Here is a 24,251-nt window from a genome sequence, read left to right on the forward strand (position 1 = left end):
ACGTGAAGGGGATCTTCCGGGTTCCGGCCACGTTCTGTATCAGCCATTGATATGCGTGAGCGGCCCTCGATCGCGGTCTGCGAGAATTGCTCCTGTGATCTCCCGAATCGATCTGCGCGGTGACGCCCTCCCCGAAGGGCCCGCCCTGCGCGACCTGCTGCCCCGAGCCGACTTCGACGTCTCGGCCGCCCTGGAGAAGGTGCGGCCGATCTGCGAGGCCGTGCATCATCGGGGCGACGCGGCGCTGATCGACTTCGCCGAGAAGTTCGACGGGGTGCGGCTGGAGCAGGTGCGGGTCCCGGCCCAGGCGCTCAGTGACGCGCTGGAGCAGCTCGACCCGGAGGTGCGCGCGGCCCTGGAGGAGTCCATCCGGCGCGCCCGGCTCGTCCACCGCGAGCAGCGCCGTACGACCCACACCACCCAGGTCGTGCCGGGTGGTTCCGTCACCGAGAAGTGGGTGCCGGTGGACCGGGTGGGGCTGTACGCCCCGGGTGGTCGGTCCGTGTACCCGTCGTCCGTGATCATGAACGTCGTCCCGGCCCAGGAGGCCGGTGTCCAGTCCGTCGCGCTCGCCTCGCCGCCGCAGGCCGAGTTCGGCGGCCTCCCGCACCCGACGATCCTCGCCGCCTGCGCGCTGCTCGGCGTCGACGAGGTCTACGCAGTCGGCGGTGCCCAGGCCGTCGCGATGTTCGCCCACGGCACCGAGTCCTGCGCCCCGGCCAACATGGTCACCGGCCCCGGCAACATCTGGGTCGCCGCCGCCAAGCGCTACTTCACCGGCAAGATCGGCATCGACACCGAGGCCGGCCCGACCGAGATCGCGGTCCTCGCCGACGACACCGCCGACCCGGTGCACGTCGCCGCCGACCTGATCAGCCAGGCCGAGCACGACCCGCTCGCCGCCGCCGTCCTGGTCACGGACTCCGTGACGCTCGCGGACGCCGTCGAGAAGGAACTCGAACCCCAGGTCGCGGCCACCAAGCACATCGAGGACCGGATCGCCCCGGCACTGGCCGGCCGACAGTCCGCGATTGTCCTCGTCGACGGCGTCGACGAGGGCCTGCGGGTCGTCGACGCGTACGGCGCCGAGCACCTGGAGATCCAGACCGCGGATGCCGCTGCCGTCGCCGACCGGGTGCGGAACGCCGGCGCGATCTTCGTCGGACCGTGGGCGCCCGTCTCGCTGGGCGACTACGCGGCCGGCTCCAACCACGTGCTGCCGACCGGGGGTTGTGCCTGCCACTCCTCCGGGCTCTCCGTGCAGTCTTTCCTGCGCGGCATCCACATCGTCGACTACACGAAGGACGCGCTGGCGGACGTAGCGCATCACGTGGTCACGCTGGCGGAGGCGGAGGACCTGCCCGCGCACGGCGCGGCGGTCAAGGCAAGGTTCGGTTGGAAGGTGCCCGGCAAGTGAGCTTCGGAATCGACGATCTTCCCGTACGGGACGAGCTGCGCGGCAAGTCCCCTTACGGCGCGCCCCAGTTGGACGTCCCCGTACGGCTGAACACCAACGAGAACCCCTACCCGCTGCCCGAGGCACTGGTCGAGCGGATCGCCGAGCGGGTCCGTGAAGCCGCCCGCGACCTCAACCGCTACCCGGACCGGGACGCGGTCGAGTTGCGCACCGAGCTGGCCAACTACCTCACCAAGACCGGGAGTTACCGGGTCGGCGTCGAGAACGTGTGGGCGGCCAACGGCTCCAACGAGGTCATCCAGCAACTGCTGCAGACCTTCGGCGGGCCCGGCCGTACCGCGATCGGCTTCGAGCCGTCGTACTCGATGCACGCGCTCATCGCGCGGGGCACCGGGACCGGGTGGATCTCCGGTCCGCGCAACGAGGACTTCTCGATCGATCTCGCCGCCGCCGAGCGGTGGATCGCGAAGAACGAGCCCGACGTCGTGTTCGTCACGACCCCCAACAACCCCACGGGCAACGCCGTTCCGCCCGAGACGGTCCTCGCGCTGTACGAGGCCGCGCAGGCCGCCAAGCCGTCGATGGTGATCGTCGACGAGGCGTACGTCGAGTTCAGCCACGGCGAGTCGCTGCTGCCGCTGCTCGAAGGTCGGCCGAATCTCGTCGTCTCGCGCACGATGTCGAAGGCGTTCGGGGCCGCGGGGCTCCGCCTCGGCTATCTCGCCGCGCACCCGGCCGTCGTCGACGCCGTCCAACTCGTACGGCTGCCCTACCACTTGTCGGCCGTCACCCAGGCGACCGCGCTGGCCGCCCTGGAGCACACCGACACGCTGCTCGGGTACGTGGAGCAGCTGAAGAGTGAACGGGACCGGCTGGTGGGCGAGTTGAAGGCCCTCGGGTGTGAAGTCGTCGAGTCCGACGCGAACTTCGTGCAGTTCGGGCGGTTCGCGGACTCGCACACCGCCTGGCAGAAGATCCTCGACCAGGGCGTCCTGGTCCGGGACAACGGCATCCCGGGGTGGCTGCGGGTCTCCGCCGGAACCCCCGAAGAGAACGACGCGTTCCTCGACGCGGTCCGTGAGTTGATGAAGGAGCAGAGCGCATGAACCGCGTAGGACGTGTGGAGCGGGTGACCAAGGAGACCTCGGTCGTCGTCGAGATCGATCTCGACGGCGCCGGCAAGGTCGACGTGTCGACAGGGGTCGGTTTCTACGACCACATGCTCGACCAGCTCGGCCGGCACGGTCTGTTCGACCTCACCGTGAAGACCGAGGGCGATCTGCACATCGACTCGCACCACACCATCGAGGACACCGCCCTCGCGCTCGGCGCCGCCTTCAAGCAGGCGCTCGGCGACAAGGTGGGTATTTATCGATTCGGGAACTGCACTGTCCCGCTCGACGAGTCCCTCGCCCAGGTGACCGTCGACCTGTCCGGCCGCCCGTACCTCGTGCACACCGAGCCCGAGAACATGGCGCCGATGATCGGCGAGTACGACACGACGATGACCCGGCACATCCTGGAGTCGTTCGTCGCGCAGGCCCAGATCGCGCTGCACGTGCACGTGCCGTACGGGCGCAACGCGCACCACATCGTGGAGTGCCAGTTCAAGGCCCTCGCCCGCGCCCTGCGGTACGCCTCCGAGCGCGACCCGCGCGCGGCCGGCATCCTCCCCTCCACGAAGGGCGCGCTGTGACCGGCCTCTCCAGCCTTCTGATCGTCGTCGGACTCTTCCTCCTAGGCGGGGTCTACTCCTTCGTCAAGCAGAAGATGCCGGCGAGCCTCATCGTGCTGGTCTCCATCGGCGCGGCGATGTGTCTGGTCGCGGGGGTCATGCGGTTGGCGGTGTGGAGTTGAGCGCGGGGAACGCCTCCAAGAAGGTCGTCGTCTTCGACTACGGCTTCGGGAACGTCCGTTCCGCCGAGCGTGCCCTCGCGCGCACGGGTGCCGAGGTCGAGATAACGCGTGACTACGACAAGGCCATGAACGCGGACGGGCTGCTGGTGCCCGGTGTCGGCGCCTTCGCCGCCTGCATGCAGGGCCTCAAGGAAGCGCGCGGCGACTGGATCGTCGGGCGCCGGCTGGCCGGTGGGCGCCCGGTGATGGGCATCTGCGTCGGCATGCAGATCCTGTTCGCGCGCGGTATCGAGCACGGCGTGGAGACCGAGGGCCTGGACGAGTGGCCCGGCTCGGTCGAGCCCCTACAGGCCGAGATCGTGCCCCACATGGGCTGGAACACCGTGGACACCCCGGCGGGCTCCCAGCTCTTCGCGGGCCTCGACGCGGACGCGCGCTTCTATTTCGTGCACTCCTACGCCGTCCACGACTGGTCCCTCGAAGTCGTGAACCCGGCGATGCGCGCCCCCCTGGTGACCTGGTCGACGCACGGCAAGCCCTTCGTGGCCGCCGTGGAGAACGGCGCTCTGTGGGCCACCCAGTTCCACCCCGAGAAGTCCGGCGACGCCGGAGCGCAGTTGTTGAACAATTGGATCGGAACCCTCTGATGCCTTCGAAGCTCGAACTCCTCCCCGCCGTGGACGTCCGCGACGGCCAGGCCGTCCGCCTGGTGCACGGCGAGTCCGGGACCGAGACCTCCTACGGCTCCCCCCTGGAGGCCGCCCTCGCCTGGCAGAGCTCCGGCGCCGAGTGGCTGCACCTCGTCGACCTGGACGCCGCGTTCGGCACCGGTGACAACCGCAAGCTCATCGCCGAGGTCGCCGGCGCCATGGACATCAAGGTCGAGCTGTCCGGCGGCATCCGCGACGACGACACCCTCGCCGCCGCCCTCGCCACCGGCTGCACCCGGGTGAACCTCGGCACCGCCGCGCTGGAGACCCCGGAGTGGGTCGCCAAGGTCATCGCCCAGCACGGCGACAAGATCGCGGTCGGCCTCGACGTACGCGGCACGACCCTGCGCGGACGCGGCTGGACCCGTGACGGCGGCGACCTCTACGAGACGCTGGACCGCCTCAACTCCGAGGGCTGCGCCCGGTACGTGGTCACCGACATCGCCAAGGACGGCACCCTCCAGGGCCCCAACCTGGAACTGCTGCGCAACGTCTGCGCGGCGACCGACCGCCCGGTCGTGGCCTCCGGCGGGGTCTCCTCCCTGGACGACCTCCGCGCCATCTCCGAGCTGGTACCCCTCGGTGTCGAGGGTTCCATCGTCGGCAAGGCCCTGTACGCGAAGGCGTTCACCCTGGAAGAGGCTTTGGAGGCGGTGGCCCGGTGACCGAGCTACGACGCGTCGCGACCGGCGCCCCCTGGGAGGACGCCTTCGGCTACTCCCGCGCGGTGGAGCTGCCGAACGGCCTGGTGCTGGTCTCCGGGTGCACGTCGATAGTGGACGGCGAGATCGCCGGGGGCGGTCCCTACGAGCAGACGGTCAACGCGTTCAACGTCGCGTTCTCGGCGCTGGAGCAACTGGGTCTCGGCCCCGCCGATGTGGTGCGCACCCGTATGTACATCACCCACGCCCGGGATGTGGAGGACGTGGGCCGCGCACACAAGGAACTCTTCGACGCGATCCGCCCCGCCGCCTCGATGATCATCGTGTCCGGCTTCGTCGACCCGAGCCTGGTCGTCGAGGTCGAGGTGGAGGCGTACCGCTCCGGTGCCGAGGGCGGAGGTTCCGCATGACCCTCGCCGTACGAGTCATCCCCTGCCTGGACGTGGACAACGGCCGGGTCGTCAAGGGCGTCAACTTCCAGAACCTGCGCGACGCGGGCGACCCCGTCGAGATGGCCAAGGTCTACGACGCCGAGGGCGCCGACGAGTTGACCTTCCTGGACATCACCGCGTCCTCCGGCAACCGCGAGACGACGTACGACGTGGTCCGCCGCACCGCCGAGCAGGTCTTCATCCCGCTCACGGTCGGCGGCGGCGTCCGCACGGCCGAGGACGTGGACAAGCTGCTGCGCGCGGGCGCGGACAAGGTCGGCGTCAACACGGCGGCGATCACGCGGCCCGAGCTGATCCGGGAGATCGCGGAGCGGTTCGGGAGGCAGGTGCTGGTGCTGTCGGTGGACGCGCGGCGGACTGAGAGCGGGTCCTTCGAGGTCACGACCCACGGCGGCCGCAAGGGCACCGGCATCGACGCGGTCGAATGGGCGCACCGGGCGGCGGAGTTGGGGGCGGGGGAGATCCTGCTCAACTCGATGGACGCGGACGGTACGAAGGACGGCTACGACCTCGAGATGATCGCGGCTGTACGCAAGCACGTGACCGTGCCGGTCATCGCCTCCGGCGGCGCGGGCAAGCTCGCGGACTTTCCGCCGGCGGTGGCGGCGGGGGCGGACGCGGTGCTGGCCGCCTCGGTCTTCCACTTCGGTGACTTGCGGATCGGGGAAGTGAAGCAGGCGCTGAAGGAGGCGGGTCACCCCGTGCGGTGACTCCGTAGAGGCGTTGTAAGCCCCGGCTGCCTGGTGGTCGGGGCTTACTTGTGGGGAGACACAAAAGATAAGTTGCGCAAAATATGTTGCGCAACTTTTCTTTCGTATCTAGCGTGGGGTGCATGACCTCGAAAGAGACCCGTGCCATTACCGATCTGGGCACGCTCAAGGCATTCGCGCACCCGTTGCGCGTCAAGCTGTACCGGGCGCTGTACGTGGCTCGTACCGCGACCGCGTCGCAGCTGGCCGACCAGGTCGACGAGGCCGTGTCGCTGGTCAGTTACCACCTGCGCAAGCTCGCCGAGCACGGGCTCATCGAGGAGGCCGAGCGGCAGGGGGAGGACGGCCGGGAGCGCTGGTGGCGGCCGGCCTCGGAGAGCCTGACCGTGCGGCACGAGGACGTCAAGGACGCGCCCGAGAAGCTCGCGGCGCAAGGCGCGCTCACCCGGATCCTGCTGGAGCAGCGCGTCGACCTCTACCGGCGCCACCTCGACGAGTCCGAGTCCTGGAACGACGAGTGGCGCTCGGCCGGCTTCGAGAGCGAGTACCTCCCGCGTCTGAACGCGTCCGAACTCGCCGAACTCCAGGTCGAGTTGGACACCCTGATCCACAAGTACCAGGCCAGGGGAAGAGCCGCCGAGGCGGCGGGCGACACCCAGGGCCGCGAGAACGTCGCCATCCACCTGTACGGCTTCCCGTTCCGCACCTGAGAGGACGATCTCCCGTGACCGGCACCCTCATAGTCCCCGGCACAGTCACCCACAGACCCGCCCACCGCGACCCCAACGTCCTGCGCTGGCTCGGTGCGTACACGGCGTCCATGGTCGGCGACAGCGTGTACTACATCGCCCTGTCCTGGGCGGCCGTACAGCAGGGCTCGCCCGCACAGGCCGGGGTCGTGATGGCGGTCAGTGCCGTGCCGCGGGCTCTGTTGATGCTGGGCGGGGGAGTGGTCGCCGACCGGTTCGGGCCGCGCCGGGTGGTCATCGGGAGCGACATGGTGCGCTGCGCGGCGGTGCTGGCGGTGGCCGCGCTGCTGTTCCTGACGAGCCCGGGACTGTGGCCGCTGGCGCTGCTCGCCGTGGTGTTCGGGACGGTCGACGCGGTGTTCATGCCGGCGGTGGGCGCACTCCCCGCGCGCGTGACGAGCCGCGACCAACTCGCGCGCGTGCAGGGCATGCGGGGAATAGGCATCCGCTTCGCGAGCATCGTCGGCGCCCCGCTCGGCGGCCTCGGCGTCGCGATCGGCGGCGCGGCGGCGGCGTTCGCGTTCGCCGGGCTGCTGATCGCGGTGTCGGTGCCGCTGCTGATCTCCGTACGGATACGGGAACTGCCTGCCGACGACAAGGCCTGCGCGCGCGGCGGGACCGCCGGTGCGGGTGAGGCCGCGGGCGGTCCTGGCGCGTCACCCGGCGCAGGAGTCGTCGGCACCGCCGCCCCCGACAAGGCCGACACCCACCCCACCACCCCGCTCGGCGACCTCCGGGCCGGCCTGCGCTACATCCGCGGCCACCGCGTCCTCGCCCCGCTGATGCTGGCCATCGCGCTCGGCGACCTCGGTTTCGTGGGCCCGCTCAACGTGGGCCTGACCCTGCTCGCGGACGAGCGCGGGTGGGGCGCGTCGGGCATGGGCTGGGTGCTCTCCGGCTTCGGGACGGGCGCCGGGGCCGCCGCGCTGCTGCTGGCCGTACGGGGACGGCTCCCGCACGCCGGGCACGTCGTCGGCTGGGCGTGCCTCGCGGGCTCCGTCGCGATCGGCGCCCTGGCCTTCGTCCCGAACGTCCTCGGGGCGGTCGGGGTGGCCCTGCTCATCGGGCTGCTGGCCGGCCTCAGCGGCGCGATGTGCGGGGCCCTGCTGCAGACTCGGGCCGACCCCGCCTACCTCGGCCGTGTCACCGCCGTCTCCAGCCTGGTCAGCCTCGGCTTCGCCCCGCTCAGCATGCCGCTGTCGGCCGCCGCGATCGGGGCGTGGGGCACCGGCCCGGTGTTCGTCGGCAGCGCGGTGGTCTGCGGGCTGGGCGGGGTCGTAGCGCTGTGCGTGCGGGACCTGCGGCGGGCCGAACTCCCCGGCTGACCCGCCCAGTTGACGACCGGGCCGCCCTGCGACCGCAGGCTCAGATCCCCAGCTGCTTGGCCTCCTGGAGCTTGGCGATGGCGTTCTCGTCGCCGTCCAGTGCCACCTTGGCCACGCTCTGCCGCCCGTGCGCGAACAGCAGCAGCTCCGAGGGCTCACCGGTCACCGTCACGACCGGCGCCCCCTTGTGGGCGACCGCCGTCTGCCCGTCCGGGCGGCGCAGCACCAGCCCGGTCGGCGCGGTGCGGCCCATCAGCCGGGCCATCCGCTCCAGACGGGACCACAGCGCGTCCTGGAACACCGGGTCCAGCTCGCGCGGCGTCCACTCCGGCTGAGCCCGCCGTACGTCCTCCGTGTGGACGTAGAACTCGACCGTGTTGGACGCCTCGTCGAGCTGCTTGAGCTGGAACGGCGAGAAGCGCGGCGGGCCCGTACGGATCAGCTGGATCAGCTCCTCGTACGGCTTCGCCGCGAACTCCGTCATCACCCGCTCCAGCCGCGGCGCGAGCTGCTTGATCATGATGCCGCCGGCGGCGTCGGCACGGCGCTCGCGCACCACGACGTGCGCGGCGAGGTCACGGGTCCGCCACCCCTCGCAGAGAGTCGGGGCGTCCGGGCCCGCGGTCTCCAGGAGATCGGCGAGAAGAAGTCGTTCACGCTTGGCGAAGGTCGACATACCGTCAGCCTACGACCGCCGCCCAAGTCCGCACAGTGGACGCCCGGCCAGGACTGTCAGTGGGGCGCGGCACAATGGCCCCATGACCAGCACGCCCCAGCCCAGCAGCCTCGACCCCGAGATCGCCGCCCGCCTCAAGCGCAGCGCCGACGGGCTCGTCCCCGCGATCGCCCAGCAGTACGACACCGGTGAGGTGCTCATGCTCGGCTGGATGGACGACGAGGCGCTGCATCGCACCCTGACGACGGGCCGCTGCACGTACTGGTCCCGCAGCCGCCGGGAGTACTGGGTCAAGGGCGACACGTCCGGCCACTTCCAGCACGTCAAGTCCGTCGCCCTGGACTGCGACGCCGACACGGTCCTCGTGAAGGTCGACCAGATCGGCGCCGCCTGCCACACCGGCGACCGCACCTGCTTCGACGCGGACGTGCTTCTCAAAGAAGACCTCGAAGGAGACTTCAACGAAGGCCTTCTTAAAGAAGGTGCTGATTCCGACACCCCCGCCTCGGATCAGTAGGGTCAGCCGCCATGGACCTCGAGACGTTCCGCAAGCTGGCCACCGACCGTCGCGTCATTCCGGTCACCCGCAAGCTCCTCGCCGACGGCGACACCCCGGTCGCGCTCTACCGCAAACTGGCCGCGGAGCGCCCCGGCACCTTCCTCCTGGAGTCCGCGGAGAACGGCCGCTCCTGGTCCCGTTATTCGTTCGTGGGCGTGCGCAGTGCCGCCACCCTGACCTCCCGCGACGGGCAGGCCCACTGGCTCGGCACCCCGCCCGTGGGCGTCCCGGCCGACGGCGACCCGCTCGCCGCCCTGCGCGCGACCATCGAGACCCTGCACACCCCCCACCAGGAGGGCCTGCCGCCCTTCACCGGCGGGATGGTCGGCTATCTCGGCTACGACATCGTCCGCCGCCTGGAGAAGATCGGCCCGGGCGAGCGCGACGACCTCAAGCTCCCCGAGCTGACCATGCTCCTCACCAGCGACCTCGCCGTGATGGACCACTGGGAGGGCTCGGTCCTGCTGATCGCCAACGCGATCAACCACAACGACCTCGACACCGGCGTCGACGAGGCCTACGCGGACGCGATCGCCCGCCTCGACGCCATGGAGGCGGACCTCTCCCGCGCGGTGGCCCAGCCGCCCGCCCAGCTCCCGCCCTCCGAGCTGCCCGAGTACACCGCGCTGTGGGGCGGCCCCGACTTCAAGGAGGCCGTCGAGGACATCAAGGAGCGCATCCGCGCGGGCGAGGCCTTCCAGGTCGTCCCCTCGCAGCGCTTCGAAACCCCGTGCACGGCAAGCGCGTTGGACGTCTACCGGGTCCTTCGGGCGACCAACCCGTCCCCGTACATGTACCTGTTCCGCTTCGACGGCTTCGACGTCGTCGGCTCCTCCCCCGAGGCCCTCGTCAAGGTCGAGGACGGCCGCGCGATGGTCCACCCCATTGCCGGGACCCGGCACCGCGGGGCCACCCCGCAGGAGGACCAGGCCCTCGCCGACGAACTCCTCGCCGACCCCAAGGAGCGTGCCGAGCACCTCATGCTGGTCGACCTCGGGCGTAACGATTTGGGCAGGGTCTGCGAGCCCGGCTCGGTCGAGGTCGTCGACTTCATGTCCGTCGAGCGCTACTCCCACGTGATGCACATCGTCTCGACGGTCACCGGCCGCGTGGCCCCCGGCCGTACCGCCTTCGACGTCCTCACGGCCTGCTTTCCGGCCGGCACCCTCTCCGGCGCGCCTAAGCCCCGCGCGATGCAGATCATCGACGAACTGGAGCCGTCCAGAAGGGGGTTGTACGGCGGCTGCGTCGGCTACCTCGACTTCGCGGGCGACTCCGACACCGCCATCGCCATCCGTACGGCCCTCCTCCGCGACGGCACCGCCTACGTCCAGGCGGGCGCCGGCATCGTCGCCGACTCGGACCCCGAGATGGAGGACCAGGAGTGCCGCAACAAGGCGGCGGCGGTCCTCCGCGCCGTGCACACGGCGAACCGGCTCGGGCAATAGGACGAGGGTCATATGAACCCCGGGTGACAGTTCGCCCGGGGTTGGAGCGATAGTGGACTCCGTGACTGCTGCTGTTCCTCACCCCCGTTCCGAAGGCGAAGGCCCCGCGCGTGCCGGCCGCCGCAGCCTCGCCGTGGCCCTGCTGAGCGGTGCGCTCGGCGCGGCCGTGGCGCTGCTGGCCACCCGTCAGCGCTGGTCGATGGGGACCGCGACGGTGGCCGGCGACGCGTTCCCGCTGTCCGCCAAGGGCAGCGACGTCACGGGCGTGCCCGCGGCGCTCGCCATAGTGGGCCTCGCCGCGCTCGTCGCCGTCTTCGCCGTCCGCCGGACCGGCCGCTTCGCGGTCTCCGCCCTTCTCGCGCTCTCCGGCGCGGGCATCGTCGCCGCGGCGCTTCTCGGCGCGACGGACAGCTCCGCGCTGGACGACAAGGCCGCGCAGGCCTCCGGCGATACCTCGTCCGTCGTGCACGCCTTCGACCACACTGCCTGGCCGTACGTTGCTGCGGTGGGCGGCGGCCTGATCCTGCTGGCTGGTCTGCTCGCCCTCCTCTATGGTCGCCGTTGGCCCGCGATGTCGGGCCGGTACGAGCGCAATGGCACGCCTCGCCCCCGGCGGGCTCCGGTGGTGGACCCCGATCGGCCTGAGGACATCTGGAAGGCCTTGGACCGCGGTGAGGACCCCACCGGGGCGTAAGCACTCCGTTGGGAGAGCAGGCGATGAGCGGGGCCGTCGGTTGACTGCGGCGGCGTCGTGGCTGGTCGCGCAGTTCCTCGCGCCCCTTTGGGGCGCTGCCGGCACCGGAGTAGACACGGGGGCACCCCGGAGCATCGCTTTCGCTCGCGTGCGGAACAATGAAGCGTGAGCGTCTGCTCACACACGTACACAGCAACGAGGAGCACGTCATGGCGGGCAACAGCCACGGTCACACTTTGGCCGCCTGGACCGGTACCACCATCATCTTCATCGGGTTCCTGGTCGCCGGCGCCTTCATGGTGATGGCGCAGCCGGCCGGCTTCTGGGCCGGAATGGGGATCACGGTCGTCGGCGGCATCGTCGGCTGGGTCATGAGCGCGATGGGAATGGGCATGCCCAAGGACCGTCCCCAGGACCTGACCGAGCTGCTCGGCAAGACGGCGCACGCCGACAGCTGAGACGTGGCTGTCAGCCACCACTTCGTGGAGGGGCGGTCCCCCGGGAGCACCGGGAACCGCCCCTCACGCGCGCGTGCCGCACGAAAGGGCCAGGGGGCACAATGCGAGACGTGAACGCCGACAGCCAGAGCGTGCCGAAGACACGCGCCCCCGGTTCCGCCTCCGTGCTGATGAACCGCGTCGCCGTACCCGCCGCCGTCCTCGCGGCCGTGGCCGGATCCTTCGCCTACGTCGGCGCGGTCGACCCGAACCAGCCCGGCCACTACCCCGTCTGCCCCCTGTACCGCCTCACCGGCCTGTACTGCCCCGGCTGCGGCGGCCTGCGCAGCGCGCACGAGTTCATCCACGGCGACTTTCTCGCCGCGCTCCAGGACAACGCGATCGCCGTGGTGGGCTATCTGGCCTTCACGGTCGTATGGACCGTCTGGGTGGTCCGTGCGGCCCGCGGCAGGCCCGCGCGGATCGAACTCGGCCGGGTCCAGCTGTGGGGTCTGGGCGCGTTGGTGCTGGTCTTCACGGTTGTCCGGAACCTGCCGTTCGGTGGCTGGCTACATCCTTGATCAACCGACACATGTCCAGGTAGTGGGACCGGCGTCAACCGGATGCGAGGCCTACGCCTTCCTCCGGATACCATCGTTGTCAGATGTGACCATGGCTTTTCCACCGTCCGGAAGGGGGCCGCTCGCGTGAGTGTGCTCGACGAGATCATCGACGGAGTCCGTGCCGACCTGGCGGAACGGCAGGCGCGCGTCAGCCTCGACGAGCTCAAGGAGCGCGCGGCGAAGGCTCCCGCGGCTAAGGACGGGGTCGCGGCCCTGCGCGGTGACGGCGTCAAGGTCATCTGCGAGGTCAAGCGCTCCAGCCCCTCCAAGGGCGCCCTGGCCGCGATCGCCGACCCGGCGGGCCTCGCCGCGGACTACGAGGCGGGCGGCGCCGCCGTCATCTCCGTCCTCACCGAACAGCGCCGCTTCGGCGGCTCGCTGGCCGACCTGGAGGCCGTCCGCGCCCGCGTGGACATCCCGGTCCTGCGCAAGGACTTCATCGTCACGTCGTACCAGCTCTGGGAGGCCCGGGCCTACGGCGCCGACCTCGCCCTGCTGATCGTCGCGGCCCTGGACCAGCCCGCCCTGGAGTCCCTCATCGAGCGCGCCGAGTCGATCGGACTCACGCCGATCGTCGAGGTCCACGACGAGGACGAGGTCGACCGCGCGGTCGACGCCGGCGCCAAGATCATCGGCGTCAACGCCCGCAACCTCAAGACCCTCGAGGTCGACCGCGGCACCTTCGAGCGCGTCGCCCCCGAGATCCCCGACCACATCGTCAAGATCGCCGAGTCCGGCGTCCGCGGCCCCCACGACCTCATCGCCTACGCCAACGCAGGCGCCGACGCGGTCCTGGTGGGCGAGTCCCTGGTCACCGGCCGCGACCCCAAGTCAGCGGTCTCGGACCTGGTGGCGGCAGGCGAACACCCCGCACTCCGCCACGGCCGCAGCTGATCACCCGCTAGGCTGCCTCCCGATGACACTCACCCTGACCCCCATGGACCGGCACGCCCGCCTCGCGCGCGGCTGCCGTCCGAGGGGTTGCCGTGCCCCCGCGAGGCGAGTTCACGGCCGTCGGGTGCGTTACGTCATCGGTGACGAACCTGGGCAAGTAAACGGGCGCCGATGGCAACGGGCCTTTAGGGGCGCGGGGAACTGCGCGACCAGCCCCAACGGGCCCGCAGTCAACTAACTACCCCTGCCCCCACGGCGTTTAGTGTTTTTCCACAAACTCACCGTGAGGTTTCCGCATGCCCAGCGAGTTCTTCATTCCCGACCCCGAGGGTCACATCCCCACCGCCGAGGGCTACTTCGGCGCGTTCGGCGGCAAGTTCATCCCGGAGGCCCTCGTCGCTGCCGTGGACGAGGTAGCCGTCGAGTACGACAAGGCCAAGCACGACCCCGAGTTCGCCCGCGAGTTGGACGACCTCCTCCTCAACTACACCGGCAGGCCAAGCGCGTTCACGGAGGTGCCCCGCTTCGCGGAACACGCGGGCGGCGCGAGGATCTTCCTCAAGCGCGAGGACCTGAACCACACCGGCTCCCACAAGATCAACAACGTCCTCGGCCAGGCCCTGCTCACCAAGCGCATGGGCAAGACCCGGGTCATCGCGGAGACCGGCGCCGGCCAACACGGCGTCGCGACCGCAACGGCCTGCGCCCTGTTCGGCCTCGAATGCACCATCTACATGGGCGAGATCGACACCCAGCGCCAGGCGCTGAACGTGGCCCGGATGCGCATGCTCGGCGCCGAGGTCATCGCCGTGAAGTCCGGCAGCCGCACCCTCAAGGACGCGATCAACGAGGCGTTCCGCGACTGGGTCGCCAACGTCGACCGCACGCACTACCTCTTCGGCACGGTCGCAGGCCCGCACCCCTTCCCCGCCATGGTCCGCGACTTCCACCGGGTCATCGGCGTCGAGGCCCGCCGCCAGATCCTGGAGCGCGCCGGACGCCTCCCCGACGCGGCGATCGCGTGCGTCGGCGGCGGCTCGAACGCCATCGGCCTGTTCCACGCCTTCATCCCGGACACGGACGTACGCCTCATCGGCTGCGAGCCCGCCGGACACGGCGTCGAGACGGGCGAGCACGCGGCCACGCTGACCGCGGGCGAGCCCGGCATCCTGCACGGTTCGCGGTCCTACGTCCTCCAGGACGAGGAGGGCCAGATCACCGAGCCGTACTCGATCTCGGCCGGACTGGACTACCCCGGCATCGGCCCCGAGCACTCCTACCTCAAGGACAGCGGCCGCGGCGAGTACCGCGCGGTCACCGACGACGCGGCGATGCAGGCCCTGCGCCTGCTGTCGCGCACCGAGGGCATCATCCCGGCCATCGAGAGCGCCCACGCGCTCGCCGGTGCGCTGGAGGTCGGCAAGGAGCTGGGCAAGGACGGGCTGATCGTCGTCAACCTGTCCGGGCGCGGCGACAAGGACATGGACACGGCCGCGCGGTACTTCGGCCTGTACGACACCGATGCCGAGGTCGCGGCGAACACCGCCGACGTCGCGGAGATCGAGGGGGACGCCAAGTGAGCGGCAACATCCGGCTGTTGAGCGACACCCTCGCCGCCGCCAAGGCCGAGGGACGGGCCGCGCTCATCGCCTATCTCCCGGCCGGGTTCCCGACCGTGGACGGCGGCATCGAGGCGATCAAGGCGGCCTTCGACGGAGGCGCGGACATCGTCGAGGTGGGCCTCCCGCACAGCGACCCCGTCCTCGACGGTCCCGTCATCCAGACCGCCGACGACATCGCCCTGCGCGGCGGCGTCAAGATCGCCGACGTCATGCGCACGGTCCGCGAGACGCACACGGCGACCGGCAAGCCCGTACTCGTCATGACGTACTGGAACCCCATCGACCGCTACGGCGTCGAGCGCTTCACCGCCGAACTGGCCGAGGCGGGCGGCGCCGGGTGCATCCTGCCCGACCTGCCCGTCCAGGAGGCCGGGCTGTGGAGGGAGCACGCGGAGAAGCACGGGCTCGCCACGGTCTTCGTGGTCGCGCCCAGCAGCAAGGACGCCCGCCTCGCCGAGATCACCAAGGTCGGCACCGGCTTCGTCTACGCCGCCTCCCTCATGGGCGTCACCGGCACCCGTGCGTCGGTCGGCGCGCAGGCGCAGGACCTCGTCGAACGCACCCGGGCCACCACCGACACGCCCGTGTGCGTCGGCCTCGGTGTCTCGAACGCCCAGCAGGCCGCCGAGGTGGCCCGCTTCGCGGACGGCGTGATCGTCGGCTCGGCCTTCGTCAAGGGGATGCTGGACGCGCCGGACGACGCGGTCGGCGTGGAGGCGGTCCGCGCCCTCGCGGCCGACCTCGCGAAGGGCGTGCGCGGACAGGCGTAGCGGAAAACAGAACAACTGGTCACTCGAACGGGTGGACCTGGTACCGGGGAGGCGCGCTGCGCCTCCCCGGTTCGTTCTGCGGGGTGTGAGCGAGAAGAACCGTGACGGAAAGCGCACCGCCCGCGAGCGGCTGGCGGTCGAGCGTGAGAAGCAGAAGGCCTCGGAGAGGCGGCGGCGCACGCTGATCGTGGCCGCCAGCGTCGTCTGCGTGCTGGGTCTGGCATCGGTGATCGGCGTCCTCGCCGCGAACCATGGCAAGGACGACAGCGGCAGCAGCAAGGCGGGCCCCCTGGTGGCACCCTCGGGGGCGACCGGCAAGGACAGCCTGGCGATCCAGGTCGGCAAGGACAGCGCCAAGCCGACGCTCACGGTGTGGGAGGACTTCCGCTGCCCGGCCTGCCAGGCCTTCGAGACGGCGTACCGCTCGACACTGCACGAGCTGACCGACTCCGGGCAGCTCAAGGTGCAGTACCACCTGGTCACGATCATCGACGGCAACCTCGGCGGCACCGGCTCCAAGCGCGCGGCCAACGCGGCGGCCTGCGCCCAGGACGCCGGAAAGTTCCGCGACTTCCACGACGTGCTGTACGAGAACCAGCCGAAGGAGACGGACGACGCGTACTCCAGCAACGCCAAGCTGATCGAGCTGGCGGGCAAGGTGAAGGGTCTCGACACGCCCGCGTTCCAGAAGTGCGTCAACAGCGGTACGCACGACAGCTGGGTCCTGAAGTCCGCCGCCGCGTTCCAGGCCGGCGGATTCACCGGCACCCCGACCGTCCTCTTCGACGGCAAGAACATCTACGCGGACCAGACGATGACCCCGGCGAAGCTGAAGCAGCTGGTCCAGGCGGCGAACAAGGGGTAGCGCGGGGTAAGCGGGCGGGCCGGTTTTCACACCGGCCCGTTATGGAGCCGTAGCCGGGCCGCTTGCCGAGGTCACGGTCCGGCACGGTAGCGTCGACCCTGCCATGGAACTTGCCTACATTCCCAGCCCGTCGCGTGGGGTCATCCACCTCGGCCCCATTCCGCTGCGCGGTTACGCGTTCTGCATCATCATCGGCGTCTTCGTCGCCGTCTGGCTCGGCAACAAACGCTGGGTCGCCCGCGGCGGCAAGGTCGGGACGGTGGCCGACATCGCTGTCTGGGCCGTGCCGTTCGGCCTCGTCGGCGGTCGCCTCTACCACGTGATCACGGACTACGAGCTGTACTTCAGCGAGGGCCGCGACTGGGTGGACGCCTTCAAGGTGTGGCAGGGCGGCCTCGGCATCTGGGGCGCGATCGCGCTCGGCGCGGTGGGCGCGTGGATCGGCTGCCGCCGCCGTGGCATCCCGCTGCCCGCCTGGGCCGACGCCCTCGCCCCCGGCATCGCCTTCGCCCAGGCCATCGGCCGCTGGGGCAACTGGTTCAACCAGGAGCTCTACGGCCGCGAGACGCACCTCCCCTGGGCGCTGCACATCACGTCCTCGACGGACGGCCGCGTCCCCGGCTACTACCACCCGACCTTCCTCTACGAGTCGCTGTGGTGCGTCGGCGTCGGCTTCCTCGTCATCTGGGCCGACCGCCGCTTCAAGCTGGGCCACGGCCGGGCGTTCGCGCTGTACGTCGCCTCGTACTGCGTCGGCCGCGGCTGGATCGAGTACATGCGCGTCGACGACGCCCACCACTTCCTGGGCCTGCGGTTGAACGACTGGACCGCGATGATCGTCTTCCTGCTCGCGGTCCTCTACTTCGTGATCTCGGCGAAGAAGCGCCCGGGCCGTGAAGAGGTCGTCGAGCCGGACACGGACGCACCGGCCGATGAGACCGACGGCGACGACAGCACGGCGGCCCCGGAAGAGGAGCCGAAGGAAGACGCGGACGCCGAGGAAGCGGACGCGGCGACCGAAGTGGACCTCAAGAAGGACGAGGCCGAGTCCGCGAAGAAGGGCTGACGGCCGGTTCTACGACGATGAGGGCGCCCCGTGCTCGACGGGGCGCCCTCATCGCGTCTCAGGTCCGGCGCGCCAACGCGAGCGTTCGCTGCGCGGCCGCCACCACCGCCGCGTCGATGAACCGCCCGTCGGGCAGCGCCTGCGCGCCCTCCTCCCGCATGGCCGCCTTGACGATCGTCTCGGCCTGTTCGATCTCCTCGTTCGTCGGGAGGAACGCGCTCTCGATGACCGGGAGTTGACGGGGATGGATCGCCGCGCGCCCCAGGAAACCGAGGGCACGGCCGTGCGCGCAGGAGGCGGCAAGACCCTCCAGATCGCGGATGTCCGGGTGGACGGACTGGGGCGGCGGGGCGAGTCCCGCGGCCCGCGCGGCGACGATCACCCGGGAGCGGGACCAGTCGAGACCGGCGTCGTCGCGTACGCCCAGGTCGGCCCGTAGATCCGCCTCGCCGAGCGCGATGCCGTGCACGGAGGGATGCGCGGCGGCGATCGAGAAGGCCCGCTCGATGCCGAGGGCCGTCTCCAGGAGGGCGTACAGGGGGAGGCCGCGGGCCTTTTCCGCTACGGCTACGACCTCCTCCGGGGACGTGACCTTCGGGAGTCGTAGGCCGGACACGCCCGGGAGGGGTGCGAGGGTGCGGAGGTCGTCGGCGGCCCAGGGGGTGTCCAGGGCGTTCACGCGTACGTGGACGCGGAGTTGGGGCTCCGAGAGAAGCTCCGCCGTGGCCGCACGGGCGTAGTCCTTGCGGTCCGGGGCGACCGCGTCCTCCAGGTCCACGACGACCACGTCGGCGCCGGCGGCGAGGGCCTTGGCGACGATCGGGGGGCGGTCGCCGGGGACGTAGAGCCAGGTCAGGGGGTGCGGGGTCACAGGGCGCCCGCCTGGCGGAGGGTGGTCAACTCGGTGTCCGTCAGGCCGAGTTCGGTCAGGACCGTGTCCGTGTCGGCGCCGTGCGGGCGGCCGGTCCAGCGGATCGCGCCGGGGGTGGCGGAGAGGCGGAAGAGGACGTTCTGCATGCGGAGGGGGCCGAGTTCGGGGTCGTCGACGGTGGTGATCGTGTCGAGGGCCTGGTACTGGGGGTCCGACATCACATCCCGCACGTCCTGGATGGGGGCGACCGCCGCCTCCGCCTTTTCGAAGGCGGCCAGGACTTCCGTGCGGGTCCGCTGCGCGATCCAGTCGCCGACCGCCGCGTCGAGGATGTCGGCGTGCCGGGCCCGGTCCGCGCCCGTCGCGAACCACGGTTCGTCGATCAGTTCCGGGCGGCCGACCAGGCGCATCACGCGCTCGGCGATCGACTGGGCCGAGGTGGAGACGGCGACCCAACTGCCGTCCGCCGTACGGTAGGTGTTGCGCGGGGCGTTGTTCTGGGAGCGGTTGCCGGTGCGCGGCTGGACGTGGCCGAGCTGGTCGTACCAGAGGGGCTGGGGGCCCAGCGCCGTGAGGATGGGTTCGATGATCGCCATGTCCACCACCTGGCCTTCGCCCGTGCGGTCGCGGGCGGCTAGGGCCGTCATCACCGCGTACGCCGTCGCCAGGCCCGCGATCGAGTCGGCGAGGCCGAACGGCGGGAGCGTCGGGGGCGCGTCCGGTTCGCCGGTGATCGCGGCGAAACCGCTCATCGCCTCGGCGAGGGTGCCGAAGCCGGGGCGGTGGGCGTAGGGCCCGAACTGGCCGAAGGCGGTGACCCGGGCCAGCACCAACTTCGGGTTGGCGGCGGAGAGTTCGGCCCAGCCGAGGTCCCATTTCTCCAGGGTGCCGGGGCGGAAGTTCTCGATGATCACGTCTGCGGTCGCGGCGAGGCGGAGGAGCGTGTCGCGCCCGCCCGGCTTCGACAGATCGAGGGTGATCGCGCGCTTGTTGCGGCCGAGGAGCTTCCACCAGAGGCCGACGCCGTCCTTCGAGGGGCCGTGCCCCCGGGACGGATCCGGTTTCGTGGGGTGCTCGACCTTGATGACCTCGGCGCCGAAGTCGCCGAGCATGGTGGCGGCGAGGGGCCCGGCGAAGAGCGTCGCGAGATCGAGAACGCGCAGGCCGGACAGGGGAGTTGGGGTCGTCGTCTCGGTCATGAGGCGTACTGCTTCTCGATCTCCGCGCGGTACGGCATCGACGCCGTCGCCCCGGGCCGCTGCACGGACAGCGCCGCCGCCGCTGCCGCCCAGGCCAGCGCCTCCCGCATCGGGCGGCCCTCGGCGAGCGCCACCGCCAGCGCGCCGACGAAGGTGTCGCCCGCGCCCGTTGAATCCACGGCGGTCACTCGGGGTGCTGGGACGGTGAACGGCTCGGCGCCCCGGGCCGCGTACAGGCTGCCCGCCGCGCCCAGGGTGACGATCACCTCGGGCACCTGGTCGAGCAGTGCGGCCGCCGACTCGCGCGGGTCGGTGCGGCCCGTGAGGGCGGTGGCCTCGTGCTCGTTGGGGACCAACAGGTCTACGGCGGCCAGGAGTTCGGGGGGCAGTGGCTGGGCGGGCGAGGGCGTGAGAATCGTACGGACGCCGTGGCGGCGGCCCGCCTGCGCGCCCGCGATCACCGCCGCGAGGGGGATCTCCAGCTGGAGGAGCAGGGCGTCGGCCGTGGCGATGGTGGCCTCGTCGCCGGGGGCGAGGTGGTCGACGGTGCCGTTCGCGGCGGGGATCACGACGATCGCGTTGCCGCCCTCGTCGTCCACGACGATGTGCGCGGTGCCGGACGGGCCCTCGACGGTGCGCAGATGGTCGGTGTCGACGCCGGAGTGCTCGAAGGTGGCGCGGAGTTGGGCGCCGTAGGCGTCGTTGCCGACCGCGCCGACGATGGTGACGTCGGTCGCGCCCGCGTGGGCCGCGGCGATCGCCTGGTTGGCGCCCTTGCCGCCGGGGATCGTGCGGAACTCCCGTCCCGTCACGGTCTCTCCGCGCTGCGGGGCCTTCGCGACGTAGGCGACGAGGTCCATGTTCGTGCTGCCGAGCACGGCGATGTGGGTCATGGGCGGGCGGTCTCCTGGTGGGTGAGCCGGGCGAGGGTGTCGAAGCCGATGCCGTTGAAGTCGCCTACGGAGGTGGCGAGTCGGTTCTTGAGCGGGGCCGTCCAGCGGTCGGGGAGCGCGGTGTCCGAGAGGAGGGCGGCGATGCTGCCGACCGTCGCGCCGTTCGAGTCGGTGTCCCAACCCCCGGACACCGCACGGCAGATGGAGCCGGTGAAGTCGCCGTCCGCGTGGGTGAGGGCGGCGGCGATCAGGGCGGTGTTGGGGATCGCGTGGACCCAGTGGTGGGTTCGGCTGTAGGTGGCGTGGAGTTGGTCCACCACCTCGTCGAAGTCACGGTGTTTCCGGGCCAGTTGCAGGGCGTGCTGGATCGCCTTCGCCAGGCGGGAGTTGGGCGGGACGACTGTCAGGCCGGTGCGCAGGCAGGTGTGGATGTCGTGGGTGCCGGTGGTCGCGGTGGCGATGACGGCCGCCGTGAACATCGCGGCGTAGACGCCGTTCGCGGTGTGGGTCAACGTGGCGTCGCGGTGGGCCTGTTCGGCAGCGGCGCCGGGGTTTCCGGGGTTGGTCCAGCCATGCACGTCGGCGCGGATCAGGGCGCCGATCCACTCGCGGAACGGGTTGCGGTGGCGGGCCGTTCGCGGGGGTTCCAGTCCGGTGAGGAGATTGCGGTAGGCGATGCGTTCGGCGGTGAAGGTGCGGCCCGCGGGGAGTTCGTCGAGCCAGAGCTTCGCCACGTCGGCGGTGGTGAAGTCCTTGCCGTGGCGCTGCAGCAACAGGAGGTTCAACAGGGGGTAGTTGAGGTCGTCGTCCTCGGGCATGCCGTCGATGTTCTCGGCGAGGGAGGTGGGGGCGGAACGGCGGTTCCAGGGGTGGGCGGCGAGGAGGTCGGCGGGGACGCCACGGGCGGTGAAGTAGCTGTTCAGGGGCCAGTTGCCGGTGGCGCGGGCGAGTTGGCGGATGCCGTCCAGGGTGATCTTCTCGACCGGTTTGCCGAGGAGGCAGCCGACGGCCCGGCCCAGCCAGGCGGCCTCGAAGCGGGCCGGGCGGGGTGGGGGAGTGGCTTGCGGGGTGGGCCAGTCGGGGCAGAGGGCGCGGATGCGTGCCAGGTCGGTGGGCTCCTGGTCGGCCAACGAGCTGGGCAGGTCGGCCAGTTCGTCCAGCAGGTCTTCCGCGAGCAACCGGAGGTAGCGGGTGGGGGGTTGGGCCGAAGCGCCCGCCCGTTCCGGGGCGTCCGTACCGCCCGCCGCTCGCCAGCGGGCCGCGATCGCCGACGGTTCGCGTCCGTCCTGGGCGGCCTGGCGCAGCTCGTGGCCGAGCAGGTCCTCCGGCTGGACCCAGGTCAGTCGGAGCACTTCAGCCCTCCGATCTCGGTGAACGCCGCCTCGTGGGCCCGGCGGCGGAGGACATCGCGCTCGAAGAGCTCGCGGGTGACGGCGGTGAGGGTAGTCGCCGGTTCCCACAGGTCCAGGCGGCTGGCCTCGGCGACCGTCTTCGACCAGTCCTGCGGGATGGTGGAGCCGAGGGCACCCGCCACCGCGCCGGCCATCGTCGCGATCGAGTCGCAGTCGCGGCCGTAGTTCACCGAACCCAGCACCGCGTGGCGGTAGTCGCCGCCGGAGACCACCAACATGCCCAGGGCGACGGGGAGTTCCTCGATCGCCTTCGTGCGGGAGGGGCGGCGGGCGTCCAGGGAGGGGGCGCGGTAGTCGGGGCCGACGGTGTCGTACGGTGTGATCGCCTCCCTCAGGGGGACCAGCGCCGACTCGAAGTCCGAGTAACGGGAGGCCACTTCGCAGACCTTCTCGATGGCGGTGCGGGTGCCGTCCTTGGCCAGGGCGAGGCAGGCGGTCACGACCGAGTCGGGGGTCGCGCCCGGGACGCAGGCTGCGGCTACGGCCGCCGCGAAGACACCGGCTGCCTCGCGGCCGTACGACGACTGGTGGGCGCCCGCGATGTCGAGGGCCTCGGCGTAAGCGCCCGCCGGATTGGCCGCGTTGACCAGGCCGACCGGGGCCATGTACATCGCGGCACCGCAGTTGACGATGTTGCCGACGCCGGCTTCTCGGGGGTCGACGTGGCCGTAGTGGAGGCGGGTGGCCAGCCATTTCTCCGCGAGGAAGATGCGCTGGAGCGGGATGGCCTCCGCCTCCAACTCCGGGATCCAGCGCGGGTTCTGCATCAGGTCGGGGACGAGGTGGTCGGCGACGGAGTACGCGTCGAGGTGGTCGCGGACGGTCGCGTAGACCCGTACGAGGGCGTGGGTCATCAAGGTGTCGTCGGTGACGTGGCCGTCGCCCTTGTGGTACGGGGCGATGGGGCGGGCCGTGCGCCAGGCGTCGCCGTTCCAGGGGCCGACGATGCCGTGGACGCGGCCGGCGTGGCGTTCGAGGATCTGGTCGGGGGAGTAGCCCTCGACGGGGCCGCCGAGGGCGTCGCCGACGGCGGCGCCCACGAGGGCTCCGGTGATCCTCTCCTCAAGGCTGCTTTCTGGTTCTTTGGGCGTCATGCCCTGAATCATCCTCCGGGTGGCGCCGGTTGTGTGGCTTCCAGGAGTTCGGCGAGTTCTACGAGGTCCGTGCCGGTGAGGCGGGGGAGGGCGCAGCCGGAGAGGGTGCGGCAGGCGTCCCGCCAGGTTGCCGGGATCGCCTGGCCGCCGCTGAGTGCTCCGGTGAGGGCGCCTGCGAGGGCTGGTGCCGAGTCGGCTACGCGGGAGAGGCAGGCCGCGGCGGGGACCGCTTCGGCGATACGGCCGCGGGCTGCTGTCGCCAACGCGAGGGCTACCGGGACGGTTTCGGCTGCTGCGATTCCGTAGCTGTAGACGTGGTCGACGATCTGGTGTTCCAAGAGGGGGATCAGGGCGAAGGCGTTGTCGCTGTCCTGGGCCAACTTCAGTGCGTGGCGGGCGTTGCGGCCGATCTCGGTGGATTCGGGGAGTTCGGCGAGGGCCGCTGCCACGCAGTCGTCCACGTCCCTGCCGACCAGGGCGAGGGAGAGGGCTGCCGCCATGGCTCTGGCGCCGTGGACTCCGTCGCCGTCCTGGGTGTAGTGGGCGTCGAACTCGGCGAGGGCGGCGGCGCGTTGGGGGTCACCGGGGTGCGCCACGGCCAGTACGCAGGCTCTTACGCAGGCCGCGTCGTCGAAGTAGTGGGGGTTGTCGTGGCCGGTGGCGGGTGGGCGGAGGCCTGCTGCGAGGTTGCCGAGGCCGGCCCGTACCGAGATGCGGGCGCGGAGGGGGAGTACGGCGGACTCCACCTCGGGGGCGCGGTCCGCTGCGGCGGCGACCTCGCTGGCGATGGCGTTCCAGGTGAGGTCGATGGCGGCGCGGGTTCTGCGTTCGCGGCTCAGGTCGCCCAGGACTGTGTCGTCGCCGGCCTTTAGTACGGCTTCTGCGGCGAAGGCTGCCCATTCGGCGTCGTCGGAGGGGCCCAGGCGTAGGGGCTCGGGGGGTTGGTTCAGGGCGATGGGGACGGGGAGGGTGGTGGTCGCGTTCTGTTCCGCGAAGGTGTCCAACTCGCGGGTGAGGCGGCGGGTCCACTCCGGCATCCGAGCGGCGCGGTGCCTTGCGGCGGGCCAACCGGCGGCATCCCCTGCGGCGAGCCCGAGCAGCAACCCCTCGATCCGCCTCGCCTCGGCTCCGCCATCGGCTTTTTTGTTCCCACCCGCACCGCCCGTGCGGGTTTCGTTGTCGGGTGCGGGTGGCCCTTGTGGGGCGGGATCGCCGTTGGCGGCTGTTCGGTTGAGTGGGGTGGGGG

28 protein-coding genes are annotated in these 24,251 nt (G+C 71.1%); 21 read left to right on the forward strand and 7 right to left on the reverse strand.

Annotated elements, in window-relative coordinates; all coding sequences use genetic code 11:
- The first annotated feature begins 94 nt into the window (after positions 1-94).
- The 10 genes from hisD (at position 95) to OO69_RS32785 (ending at position 7,882) form a co-directional block, all read left to right on the forward strand.
- Positions 95-1,417 (forward strand): histidinol dehydrogenase, encoded by a 1,323-nt coding sequence (hisD, locus tag OO69_RS32740; protein ID WP_033284486.1) that lies wholly within the window; start codon positions 95-97, stop codon positions 1,415-1,417.
- Positions 1,414-2,523: a histidinol-phosphate transaminase gene (locus tag OO69_RS32745; protein WP_033284487.1), complete on the forward strand. Its 1,110-nt coding sequence runs from the start codon at positions 1,414-1,416 to the stop codon at positions 2,521-2,523. Before hisD ends, OO69_RS32745 begins: the two co-directional genes overlap by 4 nt.
- Positions 2,520-3,113 (forward strand): imidazoleglycerol-phosphate dehydratase HisB, encoded by a 594-nt coding sequence (hisB, locus tag OO69_RS32750; protein WP_033284488.1) that lies wholly within the window; start codon positions 2,520-2,522, stop codon positions 3,111-3,113. Before OO69_RS32745 ends, hisB begins: the two co-directional genes overlap by 4 nt.
- Complete coding sequence (locus OO69_RS52610) at positions 3,110-3,274, forward strand: hypothetical protein (protein WP_019062288.1); 165 nt, start codon at positions 3,110-3,112, stop codon at positions 3,272-3,274. Before hisB ends, OO69_RS52610 begins: the two co-directional genes overlap by 4 nt.
- Complete coding sequence (hisH, locus tag OO69_RS32760) at positions 3,265-3,921, forward strand: imidazole glycerol phosphate synthase subunit HisH (protein WP_033284489.1); 657 nt, start codon at positions 3,265-3,267, stop codon at positions 3,919-3,921. Before OO69_RS52610 ends, hisH begins: the two co-directional genes overlap by 10 nt.
- Positions 3,921-4,649, forward strand: coding sequence for a bifunctional 1-(5-phosphoribosyl)-5-((5-phosphoribosylamino)methylideneamino)imidazole-4-carboxamide isomerase/phosphoribosylanthranilate isomerase PriA (priA, locus tag OO69_RS32765; RefSeq protein WP_033284490.1), 729 nt, complete (start codon positions 3,921-3,923; stop codon positions 4,647-4,649). Before hisH ends, priA begins: the two co-directional genes overlap by 1 nt.
- Positions 4,646-5,056: a RidA family protein gene (locus tag OO69_RS32770; protein WP_033284491.1), complete on the forward strand. Its 411-nt coding sequence runs from the start codon at positions 4,646-4,648 to the stop codon at positions 5,054-5,056. Before priA ends, OO69_RS32770 begins: the two co-directional genes overlap by 4 nt.
- Positions 5,053-5,808 (forward strand): imidazole glycerol phosphate synthase subunit HisF, encoded by a 756-nt coding sequence (hisF, locus tag OO69_RS32775; RefSeq protein ID WP_033284492.1) that lies wholly within the window; start codon positions 5,053-5,055, stop codon positions 5,806-5,808. The genes OO69_RS32770 and hisF overlap by 4 nt, the downstream gene beginning before the upstream one ends.
- Before the next feature lie 122 nt (positions 5,809-5,930).
- The gene (locus OO69_RS32780; RefSeq protein WP_033284493.1) at positions 5,931-6,518 is read left to right on the forward strand and encodes an ArsR/SmtB family transcription factor; all 588 of its coding nucleotides are present in this window, start codon (positions 5,931-5,933) and stop codon (positions 6,516-6,518) included.
- Positions 6,519-6,532: 14 nt separating this feature from the next.
- On the forward strand, positions 6,533-7,882 hold the full coding sequence (locus OO69_RS32785) for an MFS transporter (RefSeq protein WP_033284494.1): 1,350 nt from the start codon (positions 6,533-6,535) through the stop codon (positions 7,880-7,882).
- 40 nt (positions 7,883-7,922) lie between these two features.
- Here the strand turns inward: OO69_RS32785 and OO69_RS32790 are convergent, their stop codons facing one another.
- Positions 7,923-8,558, reverse strand: a complete 636-nt coding sequence (locus OO69_RS32790) for a TIGR03085 family metal-binding protein (protein ID WP_033284495.1) — start codon at positions 8,556-8,558, stop codon at positions 7,923-7,925.
- 82 nt (positions 8,559-8,640) lie between these two features.
- Between OO69_RS32790 and hisI the strand changes: the two genes are divergently transcribed.
- From hisI to lgt, 11 genes are all read left to right on the forward strand, one after another.
- Positions 8,641-9,075, forward strand: coding sequence for a phosphoribosyl-AMP cyclohydrolase (hisI, locus tag OO69_RS32795; protein WP_033284496.1), 435 nt, complete (start codon positions 8,641-8,643; stop codon positions 9,073-9,075).
- A gap of 11 nt (positions 9,076-9,086) precedes the next feature.
- Positions 9,087-10,565 carry an anthranilate synthase component I gene (locus OO69_RS32800; protein WP_033284497.1) on the forward strand — a complete coding sequence of 493 codons (1,479 nt, stop codon included), beginning with the start codon at positions 9,087-9,089 and terminating at the stop codon, positions 10,563-10,565.
- Positions 10,566-10,617: 52 nt separating this feature from the next.
- The gene (locus tag OO69_RS32805; protein WP_033284498.1) at positions 10,618-11,259 is read left to right on the forward strand and encodes a TIGR02234 family membrane protein; all 642 of its coding nucleotides are present in this window, start codon (positions 10,618-10,620) and stop codon (positions 11,257-11,259) included.
- 209 nt (positions 11,260-11,468) lie between these two features.
- Positions 11,469-11,717 (forward strand): HGxxPAAW family protein, encoded by a 249-nt coding sequence (locus OO69_RS32810; RefSeq protein ID WP_033284522.1) that lies wholly within the window; start codon positions 11,469-11,471, stop codon positions 11,715-11,717.
- Positions 11,718-11,818: 101 nt separating this feature from the next.
- Positions 11,819-12,277, forward strand: coding sequence for a DUF2752 domain-containing protein (locus tag OO69_RS32815; RefSeq protein WP_033284499.1), 459 nt, complete (start codon positions 11,819-11,821; stop codon positions 12,275-12,277).
- 126 nt (positions 12,278-12,403) lie between these two features.
- Entirely contained in the window at positions 12,404-13,213 is an 810-nt protein-coding gene (trpC, locus tag OO69_RS32820) for an indole-3-glycerol phosphate synthase TrpC (RefSeq protein ID WP_033284500.1), read from the forward strand.
- A gap of 43 nt (positions 13,214-13,256) precedes the next feature.
- On the forward strand, positions 13,257-13,451 hold the full coding sequence (trpM, locus tag OO69_RS53960) for a tryptophan biosynthesis modulator TrpM (protein ID WP_420707925.1): 195 nt from the start codon (positions 13,257-13,259) through the stop codon (positions 13,449-13,451).
- A 58-nt stretch (positions 13,452-13,509) separates the two neighbouring features.
- Positions 13,510-14,793 carry a tryptophan synthase subunit beta gene (gene trpB / locus OO69_RS32825; protein ID WP_033284501.1) on the forward strand — a complete coding sequence of 428 codons (1,284 nt, stop codon included), beginning with the start codon at positions 13,510-13,512 and terminating at the stop codon, positions 14,791-14,793.
- Positions 14,790-15,605, forward strand: a complete 816-nt coding sequence (trpA, locus tag OO69_RS32830; RefSeq protein ID WP_033284502.1) for a tryptophan synthase subunit alpha — start codon at positions 14,790-14,792, stop codon at positions 15,603-15,605. The genes trpB and trpA overlap by 4 nt, the downstream gene beginning before the upstream one ends.
- An 85-nt stretch (positions 15,606-15,690) precedes the next feature.
- Positions 15,691-16,470 (forward strand): DsbA family protein, encoded by a 780-nt coding sequence (locus OO69_RS32835; protein WP_033284503.1) that lies wholly within the window; start codon positions 15,691-15,693, stop codon positions 16,468-16,470.
- Positions 16,471-16,573: 103 nt separating this feature from the next.
- Positions 16,574-17,536: a prolipoprotein diacylglyceryl transferase gene (lgt, locus tag OO69_RS32840; protein ID WP_033284504.1), complete on the forward strand. Its 963-nt coding sequence runs from the start codon at positions 16,574-16,576 to the stop codon at positions 17,534-17,536.
- A 58-nt stretch (positions 17,537-17,594) separates the two neighbouring features.
- Here lgt and OO69_RS32845 read toward each other — a convergent pair whose 3' ends face one another.
- The 6 genes from OO69_RS32845 to OO69_RS32870 all read right to left on the reverse strand — a co-directional run.
- Positions 17,595-18,407: an HpcH/HpaI aldolase/citrate lyase family protein gene (locus OO69_RS32845; protein WP_033284505.1), complete on the reverse strand. Its 813-nt coding sequence runs from the start codon at positions 18,405-18,407 to the stop codon at positions 17,595-17,597.
- Positions 18,404-19,606, reverse strand: coding sequence for a CaiB/BaiF CoA transferase family protein (locus tag OO69_RS32850; protein ID WP_033284506.1), 1,203 nt, complete (start codon positions 19,604-19,606; stop codon positions 18,404-18,406). The genes OO69_RS32845 and OO69_RS32850 overlap by 4 nt, the downstream gene beginning before the upstream one ends.
- Positions 19,603-20,499: a ribokinase gene (gene rbsK, locus OO69_RS32855; protein ID WP_033284507.1), complete on the reverse strand. Its 897-nt coding sequence runs from the start codon at positions 20,497-20,499 to the stop codon at positions 19,603-19,605. Before rbsK ends, OO69_RS32850 begins: the two co-directional genes overlap by 4 nt.
- Positions 20,496-21,851, reverse strand: a complete 1,356-nt coding sequence (locus OO69_RS32860; RefSeq protein WP_033284508.1) for an ADP-ribosylglycohydrolase family protein — start codon at positions 21,849-21,851, stop codon at positions 20,496-20,498. Before OO69_RS32860 ends, rbsK begins: the two co-directional genes overlap by 4 nt.
- Positions 21,839-23,005: an ADP-ribosylglycohydrolase family protein gene (locus OO69_RS32865; RefSeq protein ID WP_033284509.1), complete on the reverse strand. Its 1,167-nt coding sequence runs from the start codon at positions 23,003-23,005 to the stop codon at positions 21,839-21,841. Before OO69_RS32865 ends, OO69_RS32860 begins: the two co-directional genes overlap by 13 nt.
- 8 nt (positions 23,006-23,013) lie before the next feature.
- Positions 23,014-24,251, reverse strand: a 1,238-nt coding sequence (locus OO69_RS32870) for an ADP-ribosylglycohydrolase family protein (RefSeq protein WP_234444589.1), incomplete at its 5' end; no start/stop codon positions are given.

Source organism: Streptomyces sp. NRRL F-525 (assembly GCF_000716605.1).
Lineage (GTDB): Bacteria > Actinomycetota > Actinomycetes > Streptomycetales > Streptomycetaceae > Streptomyces.